The 14,176-nt window shown below is 37.8% G+C and carries 6 protein-coding genes; all 6 read left to right on the top strand.

Translation table 11 applies throughout. The features are described from left to right. Positions 1–40: 40 nt before the first annotated feature. Positions 41–2,500 carry a DUF5686 and carboxypeptidase regulatory-like domain-containing protein gene (locus tag ABDV71_RS07660; protein WP_343531861.1) on the top strand — a complete coding sequence of 820 codons (2,460 nt, stop codon included), beginning with the start codon at positions 41–43 and terminating at the stop codon, positions 2,498–2,500. A gap of 93 nt (positions 2,501–2,593) precedes the next feature. Then, the gene (locus tag ABDV71_RS07655; protein WP_343531860.1) at positions 2,594–5,053 is read left to right on the top strand and encodes a DUF5686 and carboxypeptidase regulatory-like domain-containing protein; all 2,460 of its coding nucleotides are present in this window, start codon (positions 2,594–2,596) and stop codon (positions 5,051–5,053) included. A gap of 202 nt (positions 5,054–5,255) precedes the next feature. Then, positions 5,256–6,188, top strand: coding sequence for a rhodanese-related sulfurtransferase (locus ABDV71_RS07650; RefSeq protein ID WP_343531859.1), 933 nt, complete (start codon positions 5,256–5,258; stop codon positions 6,186–6,188). Positions 6,189–6,377: 189 nt separating this feature from the next. Then, positions 6,378–9,272 (top strand): triple tyrosine motif-containing protein, encoded by a 2,895-nt coding sequence (locus ABDV71_RS07645; protein ID WP_343531858.1) that lies wholly within the window; start codon positions 6,378–6,380, stop codon positions 9,270–9,272. Positions 9,273–9,574: 302 nt separating this feature from the next. Further along, complete coding sequence (locus ABDV71_RS07640) at positions 9,575–12,595, top strand: TonB-dependent receptor (protein ID WP_343531857.1); 3,021 nt, start codon at positions 9,575–9,577, stop codon at positions 12,593–12,595. A gap of 23 nt (positions 12,596–12,618) precedes the next feature. Then, positions 12,619–14,166, top strand: coding sequence for a RagB/SusD family nutrient uptake outer membrane protein (locus tag ABDV71_RS07635; RefSeq protein ID WP_343531856.1), 1,548 nt, complete (start codon positions 12,619–12,621; stop codon positions 14,164–14,166). The last annotated feature ends 10 nt before the right edge of the window (positions 14,167–14,176 follow it).

The raw sequence follows: 14,176 nt of genomic DNA, 5'->3' as shown, positions 1-14,176 counted from the left end.
TAAGAAACATTACATCGTCTTTGATTTAAACTATAACTACATGAACCTAAACAAAAAACTTCTATTTCTATTTAGCTTAGTTACTTTATCTCTAGGAGCTTTAGCTCAACAATTTGAAATCAAAGGAAAAATAATCGATAGTGATGGACAACCCATCCCTTTTGTTTCTGTTTTTATTAAAGGAACTACCAAAGGCGTTTCTGCAAATGCAGAAGGTATCTATAGTATCAACGTAGATAGAGGTTTGGTTACCCTAACCTATACAGTGGTAGGTTTTAAAACCGCCACACAAAGCATTGATGTTTTCAATAATATCACCGTAAACCAAACCTTACAAACGGAACAATATACTTTAAATAGTGTAGTGATTAAGGCTAATGGTGAAGATCCTGCCTATCGCATCGTAAGAAATGCCATAAAGAACAGAAAAACTTATTTGGAAGAAGTTTTTGCTTATAGTAACGACGTTTACATTAAAGGAATGCAAAAATTGGTAGGTGCTCCAAAAAAGTTTTTTGGAAGAGATATTCAAAAAACACTAAACCTAGACACCAACAGAAACGGCATTCTATATCTTTCGGAATCCCAATCAAAGTTTTCTTACATGAAACCTGATAGGATCAAGGAAGAAATGATTTCCTCGAAAATTTCGGGCAGGAATAACGCTTTTAGTTTTAATAAAGCGTCAGATATGAGGATTAATTTTTACGAAAATCTGCTGCTTGAAAATACAGGCTTAAGCTCTAGAAGTTTTGTCTCGCCAATAGCCGACAATGCCCTGTTCTACTATAAATATAAATTGTTAGGTAAAACCGAGGAAAATGGATTAACCATCAATAAGATTGAGGTGAGCCCTCGTCGTAAAAACGACCCAGTTTTTAGGGGCGTTATTTACATTGCCGACGACAATTGGCGTTTAATGGGCACAGATCTTAATTTGACCAAAGACGCTGGAGTTAACCTGATAGATACACTGAATATTGCACAGCATTTTATTAAAATTGATAAATACTATATGCCAGGCAATTTAAAATTCCAATTCAATGGCAATGTTTTTGGGTTCAAGTTTCAAGGCTATTTTATCAGTTTTTATAGCAATTACAACATCAATCCTAAATTTGAAAAAGGTTATTTCACTGCCGAAATCTTAAAAATCACTAAAGCAGTGAACAAAAAAGATTCGGCCTATTGGGCCAATAACCGACCTATTCCACTTACTGAAGAAGAACGCAAAGATTATATCAAAAAAGATAGCATCGCTCTGCGAATGCAAAGCAAAGCTTACCTTGATTCAGTGGAAAAGGCCAACAATAATTTCACTTTAGGCAAAATACTGATCACCAGTTACCAGCATAATGATAGGTACAATAAACGTTACTACACTTTTGATCCGCTAATACAATCTGTTTTTTATAATACCGTAGAGGGCTTTGCAATCAAATACGGTGTCACCTACCGAAAACAGTATGAAAACAACAAATACCTGTTCATTAGACCTCAGGTTAGATACGGGTTTGCCAATAAACGTTTTACAGCTAATGTAAATGCTTTTTACTATTACGACCCTACCAAACGTGCAGGTATCACTTTAGGCTTTGGCAACGAAGTGACTGATTTGAATAATTATGGTACCATGTCGCCATTATCTAATACACTTAACAGCTTGCTTTTTGAAAGAAATTACCCTAAGCTTTATAAAAGAGATTTTGTAACGATAGGTACGCAAAGAGAGTTAGCTACCGGTCTACAAGCTTCGGTTGCTATAGAATATTCAAATAACCAAGCACTTAGCAATAGTACATTATATAAGTTTAGAGATTATAAAGATAGAGAATTCACTTCGAACAATCCGTTAAACCCTGGTGATGATTCGCCATTTTTCCCAAATTATAAATCAACTTCTATTACCGCCAATTTGACTTACACCATAGGTCAAAAATACATTACACGTCCTGATGCAAAAATCTATACCGAATCGAAATACCCTCGATTAAGTTTGCGTTATAAAAAAGGCATTAATGGTGTTTTTGGTGGGGAAACTGATTACGACCTAATTACCTTTGAAGCTTATCAGGAACGCATTGGCTTAGGGTTATTTGGCTACACTTCATTTGTAGTAGGTGCTGGAAAGTTTTTAAATAGCAACAAACTGTTTTATCCAGAATTTAAGCATTTCAGGGGTAACAATGCCATGTTCTTCCCTCCTAACCTTAGAAAATTCAGGTTCTTAGATTTTTACCAATACAGCACCGACCAACACTATTTCGAGGCACATTTAGAACATAATTTCTCAGGTTTCATTCTCAACAAAATTCCATTGTTGAGGAAGTTAAAGCTAGAGGAGGTAGTGGGCATCAATTATCTTACCCAACCCAAAAAGAAAAATTACACCGAATATTATTTCGGTATACAACGTTTAGTATTCGGTATTAGCTATGGTTTTGCTTTCGATAACGGCAAAAGAGTTGATCAAGGTTTCAGGTTTTCCTACAATTTCTAGATCAGATTGTATTTTTCAAATCAAAACGTCAAGTTAACAAAAGCTTTTTGTTAACTTGACGTTATCAATCTAATCTCAAAAGAGAGTTTTTAAATGATAGGCTACCTGCGGTATTGTATTTTATGTTTGCTCAGTTTCGGGGTATTGGCGGCATGGGGTCAGCATTTTGTACTTACTGGCAAAGTAACCGAAATTAAAGGTTCCAATGTCCCTTTCGTTTCGGTATATGTGGGCAACACTACGCAAGGCACTTCCTCCAATATAGACGGACAATACAAACTAACTCTGCCAGCGGGCAAAGTAGAATTGCTATTTACGGCTGTAGGCTATGAAGATCGTAAGGTAACGGTGGTATTGAAAGAAAATACCATTTTGGATATTGTACTTGCTCCAAAAATCTTCATGTTGAATGATGTCATCATCAAATCTAAGACAGAAGATTTGGCAAATGAGATGATCAAGAAAGTAATTGCCAAACGAAAAATCTACCTCAATGAAATCGACGCTTTTTCTGCGGAGGTTTACACCAAGGCCATGCAAAAATTGGTGAACGCTCCAAAACGATTCTTTGGAAGGGACGTGGCCACCATTTTAGACTTAGACAGTAACCGACAAGGCATCATCTATCTTTCTGAAACCGAATCGAAATTAGACTTTAAACAGAGGGATAAAGTAAAAGAAGTGATGGTTTCCTCTAAAATTGCTGGGGATAATAATGGGTTCAGCTTTAACAAAGCTTCTGACCTTATGGTCAACTTTTATAATAATGTATTGTTCGAAGACAAGCTTTCCGTCAGAGGATTTGTGTCGCCCGTGGCAGACAATGCCTTTTCCTATTACAAATACAAATTTTTAGGCAATAGCGAAGAAGATGGAAAAACGATTAGCAAAATAGAAGTAATACCAAAACGAGGTAGCTCACCCACGTTTTCGGGTGTCATTTATATCGTAAATGATAGCTGGCGCATAAATGCAGTCAATTTATTTGTAACCAAGGATAATGGCATCGAGCTCATAGACACGCTTACCGTAAACCAGCAATTGATAGAAATTGGTAACGTTTATGCGCCGCAGTCTATACAATTCAGCATTAAAGGAAAAATATTAGGCTTTAAGTTTACTGGTTATGTGATGGGGGTTTTCAAGAACTACAACATCCAACCCCAATTTAACAAAAACTTTTTCACCAAAGAGATTTTAAAGGTAGAAAGAACTTCCAATCAAAAAGAACCATTTTATTGGGAAAAACATCGCTCAGTCCCCCTCACTCTAGAAGAACAAAATAACTACTTAAGGAAAGATAGTATTAGTGCATTAAAAGCTTCTCAAAAATATCTCGATTCGGTTGACCGCATTAAAAACCGATTCAATATAGCGCAAATATTGGTGACACCTTACGTCTATTATCGTAGCTACAACAAAAAAAGTGTTACTTACGACCCTTTGGCTACCAGCGTTTTTTATAACACTATTGAAGGTCTGGCTTTAAAATATGCTGTAAATTGGCGACAAGGATTTGATGATGGCCGTTTCTATTCCATCAAGCCCGAAGCTCGATATGGCTTTGCGAACGAACGTTTCAATGCCAATATTAAAGCCAAGTACCTATATGACCCCATTAGGAACGCCACAATTTCCTTAGGCTTTGGTTCAGAAGTGGCCAATTTAAATTCATTAGAGCAAACCAATCTACTGCGGAATACCATCAATGCCTTATTTTTTGGTAAAAACGTAGCCAAGTTTTACGAGAGGCGATTTTTCAATGTAGAGGCATCTAGAGAGTTTGCTCCGAGCTTTGAGCTAAAAATCGGTGTGGATTATGCCAAACGAATAGCACTTTCAAACAGCAACTTCAGAAGTTTACGAAGTAATACAAACTTTACGTCCAACAATCCATTTACCCCGAATGATGAGAATATTTTGCTTTTCCCCGAGCATAAAGCGCTAGTAGTTAGTGGCACGTTAGCCTACACTGTAGCACAAAAATATATTACCCGTCCCGATGGTCGTTTTTATATGGAAAGCAATTTCCCTCGAATTGAATTCAATTATAAACGAGGGATTAGAGGCGTATTTGGTTCCAGCGTCGACTATGATTTCATCTCTCTTGAGGTCTACCAGAAAAAATTACATTTCGGTATGTTGGGCAAATCATCCATTCTACTGGGAGCTGGGAAATTTTTAATCACAAAAAACTTAAACTATCCGGATTGGAAACATTTTAGGGCCAATCAGTCCATGGTATTTGACCCTGACGAACGGAATTTCCAATTCTTGGATTTCTACCTCTTCAATACTACCAAACAATATTTCGAAGCGCACTTTCAGCATAATTTCGGCTCGTTTTTCCTGAGCAAAATCCCTTTATTAAAAAAACTGAAACTAGAGGAAATTATCGGAGGTGCCTATCTATCCTCTCCAGAAAAAAGGAACTATAGTGAATTTTATTTCGGTGTAAAACGACTGAATTTCAGGATCCACTATGGCTACGCCTATGATAGAAATGTGCTGATTGAAAAAGGATTTAAGTTTTCGTACGGGTTCAATTTGTAGGGCTAGCCACAAATGCGCAGATTTATTGGCTAGTGGAATGGTATAGCTTTGCGTTAGATTAACCGCTTAGAAACATAAAGTCATCCTCATCCATATCTGTGGCTAACCATCATTTTATGACGAAAATCATCTTTGCCAAAAAATAAATTAGCCTTATCTTTGCAGTGCCTTAAACGCCGTTTGCAGCGGTATCAATGGAAATATGAAATATAACACCCTACTTTACTATTGCTATTCTCCAATAGCAGAGGCAGAACAATTTGCTGCCGATCATCTTCAATTTTGCAAATCACTAGGTTTAGTTGGCCGTATTATCGTGGCTGATGAAGGTTTAAATGGAACGGTATCAGGTACCGAAGAAGCATGCAAAGCTTATATGGAACATGTTCACGCTGATGAACGTTTCGCTAAAACCGAGTTTAAAATTGATGAGGTCGACCAACCTTCATTCATCAAAATGCACTGTCGTTACAAAGCCGAAATTGTACACTCTGGCTTACGTGATGCAAGTATTATTGACCCTAATAAACAAACTGGAAAGCACTTAGAGCCAAAGGAATTTAGCGAAATGATGCACGATGAGGATGTGATTGTACTAGATGTAAGATCAAACTACGAGCATAACCTAGGTAAATTTAAAAATGCTGTTACTCTAGATATCGATAATTTCAGGGATTTCCCTGAGCAAATTGAAGCGTTAGCTCAATATAAAGACAAGAAAGTACTCACTTATTGCACGGGCGGTATCAAATGTGAAAAGGCCTCGGCCCTGTTGTTACACCATGGCTTTAATGACGTTTACCAACTGCATGGCGGTATCATTAAATATGGCAAGGAAGCTGGCGGCAAGGACTTTGAGGGCAAATGCTATGTATTTGACAATCGCATAGCCGTTGATGTGAATTCAGTGAACCCTACCGTGGTAAGTAAATGCTTTAATTGCGGCACTACTACTTCAAAAATGATCAACTGCGCTAATCCTGAATGTAATGAGCATTTTACTCAATGCGATGCTTGTGGCGAAACCCTGCAAGGGTGCTGCTCAGTTGTTTGTAGCGAGCACCCACGTAAACGCCCTTACGATGGTACAGGTTATTATGTAAAAGTTCCACAGCCTGTAGCGATAAAAGATTAAGATATACAAAAGCTGTCCATTAGGACGGCTTTTTTTTACGATACTCTACAAACCTCGCAGGTTTTCAAAACCTACGAGGTTTAATTATAGAAATAACTTTCTCCAAAAGCAGATTAAACCATCCACACCACAATGTTTGCTTTTATTTTTCTTATTTTGTATTTATTGCAGTAATTCAATCCTTCCCGCATGAAGCTTAGCTTATCGAAAATTTCCTTTCTTCTCATCCTTTATTTTTTTGGTCTTAAGCATATAGCCGCTAATAACATTCCTAAAATTGGGGTGCCTTATGTACAAAATTTTCATAAGTCATTATACGCCGCTGGGAACCAAAATTGGTCTATCGCCAAGAACCAGAAGGGAGTAATGTATTTTGGAAATTCGAGTGGTTTGCTAAGCTACAATGGCAAGTATTGGGAAAAACATGAACTACCAAATAAACAAATTGTGAGATCGGTAGCAGTAAGTAACGATGGTCTTATTTATACAGGTGGCTTTGGCGAATTTGGATATTGGGACTATAAAGACAAGAAACTCAGTTATAAATCCCTAACTAAATTATTACCCAAAACTGCAAAACTCACTGGCGAAGTATGGAAAATATATACTTTGGGCAAAAAAATATACTTTCAAACCTTTTCGCACATCTTTGTTTATGATAACAAGCAAATAACGGTAATTAAACCTGCTAATAACTTACTCTTTCTACACAAAGTAAATAACAGACTATTTGCTGAAGTTATTGAAAAGGGCCTCTTTGAACTTAAGGACAAACAACTCATAAAATTAGAAGGCAGTGAAATATTGGGCAATACTGGTGTTTTATCTATACTCCCCTTTAAAAATAATCAATTTCTAATTGGTACCAGCAAAAATGGACTCTTTCTATTTGATGGAAAAACATTTAGTCCCTTTGCCAATCAAGCCAATCAGTTTTTAAAAACCTACCAATTAAATAATGGTGCCAAGGTATTGAACAATTATTATGCTTTTGGTACCATTCTAAATGGGATCATCATTATTGACACCAATGGCAATGTTGTGCAAACCATTAACAAAACCAGTGGATTGCAAAATAACACAGTACTTAGTATTTACAATGATAATGAGAACAATCTTTGGGCTGGTTTAGATAATGGCATTGACCGCATTGAGCTAAACTCGCCCCTTTCTTTCTATTTTGATAAGACCGGAAAATTTGGAACCGTTTATTCTAGCTTAATCTTTGGAAACAAAATCTATCTTGGTACTAACCAAGGTTTATTTTATGGAAATTGGAGCAATAATGCCGCAGGTAATTTCGACTTCAAACTGATTCCAAATTCACAGGGGCAGGTTTGGGACTTAAGCCGTATAGATAACCAACTCATTTGTGGGCACAATAATGGTACTTTTTCCATCGTTGGCGATAGAATTGAAAAAATATCCAGCATTAACGGAGGTTGGACACTTAAGAAACTCAACAGTAATCCAAATTACTTAATTCAAGGGACCTATAACGGCTTGAGCATTTATACTAAAAATGCCAGTAACCATTGGACTTTTAGTCATCGCATAGAAGGTTTTGGCGAACCTTCTCGTTACGTAGAGCAAGACCATAAAGGAAATATTTGGGTAAGCCACGCCTATCAGGGACTTTATCGCATCAATGTGAGTGACGATCTTAAAAAAGCGATAAAAATAAAATACTACGACGAAAAAAACGGTTTACCTAGTAGTTTCAACATCAATGCCTTTAATTTAGAGAACAGGGTAGTTTTCTCCTCTGATTCTGGTTTCTATATATATGATGATATCAACGACCGTTTCAGCAAATACCATGCATTAAATAACAAGTTAGGCAACTTTAGTACTTCCAATAAAATCATTAAAGCAAGCAATGGCAAGTATTGGTTCATTAACCATGGCCGTATGAGCTTGGCCAACTTTAATGAACCTGGAAAAATCGTGATCGATTCAAATCGTTTCAATATTCTAGATGGGCGCATGGTTCAATACTATGAAAACATCAGTCAAATCAGCAATAATATTTATTTAATAAGTGTTGATGATGGTTTTGCAATCTATAATGATGCATTGGCTGCATCTATCAAAGCATCAACAAAATTACCGCAGGTATTAATTGGCAAGATTGATGATATTACCGATAAATACAGCATCATTGCCGAAAGTGTAAATAGTGAAGAGGAAATTGAGATACCATTTTCTAGAAACAGCATCCGAATTTCTTTTGCCCTGCCCTACTATCGGCTCTCAAAAATCAAATTTCAGTACTATCTAGAAGGTTTTTCTAAACAATGGTCTGAATGGAGTCCCGCCACCCAAAAAGATTTCACCAACTTGGGCAATGGCACCTACGTTTTTAAAGTACGTGCAAAAATAGATGAACATGCCGTTAGCGAAATCAGCTCTGTAAAAATTGTCATCCTCGCACCTTGGTACGCCAGCAATTGGGCATGGGCTTTCTATTTCATCTGCATTATCATTGGTTTAATTGTAGGCAAAAAAGTATACGAAGCGAAACTTAAAAAAGACCAGCAAAAAATTGCCGATAAACTTCAGCGAGAGAAGGAAGAATATCTTAAAAAAGAAGCGGAAGCGACGGAAAAACAAATAGCCAAATTACAGACTGATAAGTTGCAAGCTGAATTAGCGGGCAAAAGCCGCGAATTGGCCAATTCGGCCATGAGCTTGGTATACAAAAATGAGCTGTTGCAGAAAATTAGTCAAGAGCTTTACAAGCTTAAGGACAATAAAGACCAAAAGCCACAAGAGGACCAACTACGCAAAATTCAAAAAATTATTGATGATGGCATGAACGACGAACGTGATTGGAATTTATTTGAAAACAGCTTTAATGAGGCTCATGAAAGCTTCTTCAAAAAGCTAAAGGCCAACCATCCAGACCTTGTTCCGAACGACCTTAAACTATGCGCCTACCTGCGCATGAACATGAGCAGTAAAGAGATGGCATCCTTATTAAATATCTCTGTTAGAGGCGTAGAAATACGCCGGTATCGTTTGCGTAAAAAACTGGCGGTACCCCATGATAAGAACCTCACCGAGTTTCTCATCGAACTTTAATACTACATCATTACCTCTCATACAACGTTTCTGTGTGGCACAGAAATTCGTCAACGGCCTTTTCTTGTAGTAGTGCTGTTTTCCCAATCAAACAAACAAAAACCGCTGTTCAATCAATAAAAACAGCGGTAAAAGCTAAGCTTGAGATAACTCCATCACCAGACTTGATGTAGTAATGTGCAAGTATTTTTTGTTGTTCATACCAAACAAAAGTTCAACATTCGTGTAGTCAAAACTGGAGTCGCACCTCAAAATGTCTCCATTGACTGAGTGTTCAAATAATCAAATATTAAACCAACGGTATGAAAAAAATCTTTACAGAACTCTCTGTTTTAGCTTGTTTTTGTTTGCTTTTATTATCAGACGTTGCCTTTGCCCAAAACGTTACAGTTAAGGGAGTGGTAAAAGATGACCAAAATCTTCCGATCCCATCGGTAAGCATCATGATCAAAGGCACAACAAATGGCGTACAAACAGATGCAAGTGGAAGCTACACCATTAGTGCACCAGCAAGCGCAACATTGGTGTTTTCCTTCATTGGCTTTGCCAATCAAGAAATCCCTGTGAACAACAGGACAACAATTAACGTAACCTTATCACCTGCAACTAATGATTTACAACAAGTGGTAGTGGTTGGTTACGGAACCCAAAGAAAAAGAGACCTAACCGGTTCTATTACAAGTGTAAAAGGTGAAGAAATCGAAAAAATGACGGTTACAAACCCCGTTAGTGCATTACAAGGTAAAGTTCCAGGTTTAACGGTAATCAATTCTGGTACACCTGGAGGTTCACCAACAATCAGAATTAGAGGTATTGCCAGCCCTAACGGTGCGGACCCACTTTACGTTGTTGATGGTATCTTACAGGAGAATATCGATTATCTTAATCCTGCCGACATCGAAACAATTGACCTTTTAAAAGATGCTTCATCAACAGCAATTTTTGGTTTAAGAGGTGCAAATGGAGTAATTGCGATTACCACTAAAAGAGCAGCTAAGGGAAAGACAACCGTAACTTTCCAAAGCACTGTTGGTGTACAGCATGTAGACAAGTTAATTGAGGTAGCTGATGCTAAAGGCTTTACAAATCTCTACACAGCTGCCTTAGCGGGTACTCCAAACTCTACAGCATTTGACTTTAAAAACTACACGGGTAATACAAATTGGCAAAAAGAAATATTAAGAAACGCCTATATCAATACCAATTCGCTAACGGTATCTAATTCATCTGAAAAAAGTTCTACCCTTATCAACGTAGGCTATAACGACCAAGACGGTGTGGTAAAGTATAGTAATTTTAAAAAATACATTGCTAGGTTATCACAAGAAAACAACATTAATAAAAACATTAAAATTGGAGGTGATATTACAGGTTATCACTTCAGAAATTCACCATCGACGGTTAACTTAAACTCTGGCACTTGGGCTGCACCTATTGTCCCAGTAATGAATGAAAATGGCTTATACAATGCCATGCCTTCTTTTCAAAGAGCTCAAGTAGGTAACCCGGTGTATGCCATGGAAAGAATGCGAGACAAAACTATTAACCGTGGCTATAGAGCTACAGGTAGTCTATTCGCAGAAATCAAATTTCTAAAAGACTTCACTTGGAAATCTACCGTGTATACAGATTTGCGCTTCAATAGTGTTAGAAGCTATACCCCACTTCCTTACCCTGTTGTGTATATTGGCGAGGGCCTCAATCCAACTACAGTATTCCAAGACCCTACTGCACGAACCACCGTAAACCAAAGCTCTTTTGAAAGAAGAATGTTCCAACAAGATCACACTTTAACATTCAATAAAACTTTTAAAGAGGTGCACAAAGTTACCGCAATGGCCGGTTTCACGACGTGGAATCTGTCTAATACTTCACTATCTGGATCAAGAACCGATTCGACCTTAGTAGTCCCTAATGATCCAGACTTTTGGTATCTAAACAGCATTGCATTAAACAATATCTTGTCGAACGGTGGCGGTGGTGAACTTGAAACTCAAGTAGGTGTATTCGGACGTTTGAGCTATTCTTATAAGGACAAATACCTACTTAATGCCACCGTCAGAAGAGACGCTAGCTCTAAAGTAGCACCTCAAAACAGATGGGGCACTTTTGGCAGTGTTGGTTTAGGTTGGGTAGTGAGTGAAGAAGATTTCTTTAGCAATATTAAAAGCGTTGATTTCTTAAAACTACGTGCCGCATGGGGTAGATTAGGCAACAGTAATACTTTCGCTAGCAACGCATTTCAAACTGGTTTATCAACCGGAGATGGTGCCGTATTTGGTGATTATGTTTACCCATCAATTAAACCAGCTTATATCCCAGACCCTAATTTACGTTGGGAAATAATCCAAGGACTAGACTTTGGTTTAGATGTTAGAGCTTTAAAAAACAGACTTAGCTTAGAAGTAAATTACTACGACAAAGACACCAAGAACTTATTTGTTCCTGTTATATTACAAGGTCAGAATATTGATTATTTAACTAACCTTGGTACCGTTTCAAACAAAGGAACTGAAGTGAATATAGGATGGAGCGATAAAATTGGAGATGACTTTAGCTATAGCATTAGTGGTAACTTCTCTTATGTAAAAAACAGAGTAGAATCTATCGGTAACAATGTAAACTATCAAAGGCTAGGGAATGGCGGCGTAAATGTTACCGAAACAGGTAAACCTATTGCTTCTTTCTTTGGATACAGACAAGTTGGTATTTATCAAACTACTGCTGATTTAGACAGAATGCCTGCGTTTTCTACTTCATTGCCTGGCGATATTGCCTATGCCGATATTAACGGTGATGGTGTAATTACCCCTGCTGATAGAACTTATTTAGGCACTCCATTTCCTCCATATACCTACGGTATGAGCATTTCAGTAAGCTACAAAGGATTTGATGCTAGCATAGATGGACAAGGTGTTGCTGGCAATAAAATTTGGCTACAGAGACGTACTGCCAACTTTGCTCCACTGAACTATGAAGCCAACCGATTAAATGCTTGGACTGGAGTTGGTACTAGCAATGTTGAACCTATAATTGTTTCTAGAAGCAATAACCTACTTTTTAGCACTTATTTCTTAGAAGACGGTGATTATTTTAGGTTACGTAACGTTCAAATTGGCTATACTATTCCTAAAACAATATTAGCTAAAGTTGGTATCCAAAAATTAAGAGTTTACCTAAGTGGACAAAACATTAGAACTTGGAGCAAAGTAAGCGGATATACCCCTGAGGTTCCAGTTAGCAGTGTGTTGGCTGCCGGAGCAGATAATGGCGTTTACCCAATCCCTGCAATCTATTCTTTTGGCTTAAACCTAACATTCTAGTAAAAACCTTTTAAACAGAAGAAATGAAAACTCACAATATAAAACAAACTGTAGCACTTCTATTTTTAATCAGTTGTGCATTTTATAATTCAGGTTGTAAAAAATTCCTAGATACGAATAAACAGGGTGAATATACGGTAGACAATTATCCTTTCCCTGGAGGGTCAGGCCCTTATGATCAGTATTTATTTGGAGCATATAATGATTTAAGATCATACGATGTACACTGTACGGGCTTCTTCTTAGCTACAAGTGTAAGAAGTGATGACGCAGACAAAGGAAGTACTGCAACCGATGGAGGGGATAATGCTAATTCGATGGATTTTTTCCCTGCAGCTTCGAACAATGGTATTCTTAATGGGATGTGGACAGGCTATTATTCGATGATAGCGAAATGTAACACCGCTCTAAATGAAATCGAAACCAATACCACAGTAGTTGCTACCGATGCACAGAAAAATGTTGCCCGCGGAGAAGCCAGATTTCTTCGAGCCTATGCATATTTCAATATGGTTAGATTTTTTGGACGAATTCCCTTGGTAGATAAGGTACTTACTCCTAGTCAACCTGGTGCGGCACAAGTAACGCCTGCTCAAATTTATCCATTCATCGAAGCCGATCTACAATACGCAGCGGTTAACCTTCCTCCTAATTGGGATGCAAAATTTGCAGGTCGTTTAACTAGAGGTGCGGCAAATGGTTTGTTAGCTAAAGTATATCTAACTCAGCAGAAATGGGGCGCTGCAATGGCCGCTGCTAACTTGGTAATGACCTCTGGTCAGTATGACTTATCTACTCCTTACACTAAAATTTTCGGAGAAAGTGGAGAAAACAGTAAAGAGTCTGTTTTTGAAGTACAAGCAACAGCATCTGCAACAGTTCCTACTGCTAACGGAGCAGAATTTACCCAATGGCAAGGGGTTAGAGATGGTGGCGTATGGAACTTAGGCTATGGTTTTAATGTTCCAAATGCTAATCTTGAAGCGGCTTATGAACCAAATGATCCTCGTAAAGCGAGAACTTTCCTCTATAGAAGTACTGCTACCACTACATATAGAACCGTTTACGATGAAGTTACACCTACTACCTGGGTCAATCCAATCTATAACCATAAAGTTTACACTAATCCTGCATTTAGAGCATTGTATAACAACAGAGCAGGCAGATGGATGAACATTCGCATCCTACGTTACGCAGATGTAGTTTTAATGTATGCTGAAGCGGCGAACGAAGTAGGCGGAACTGCTAACTTTACAGCGGCAACAAATGCTTTAAATAGTATCAGAGCAAGAGCGAGACAAGGTGCGCCAACTGGTACACTTCCTGACATTACATTTGTAGATCAAAATCAACTTAGAGAAGCAATTCGTCATGAAAGAAGAATTGAATTGGCCATGGAGCATGACCGTTTCTTTGACTTAGTGAGATGGGGAATCTCAGGAACGGTATTGCCAGCAGCTGGCAGACCTAATTTCAATGCAGCTCGCGACAACATTTTGCCAATTCCTCAAACCCAAATAGATTTGAGTAAAGAGCCTTATAAGCTTACACAAAATCCGTTCTATAATTAATTTTAAATAG

Origin of the sequence: Pedobacter sp., assembly GCF_039594775.1 — a bacterium.
GTDB lineage: Bacteria > Bacteroidota > Bacteroidia > Sphingobacteriales > Sphingobacteriaceae > Pedobacter.
This window is presented reverse-complemented; position numbering and strand designations above follow the sequence as displayed.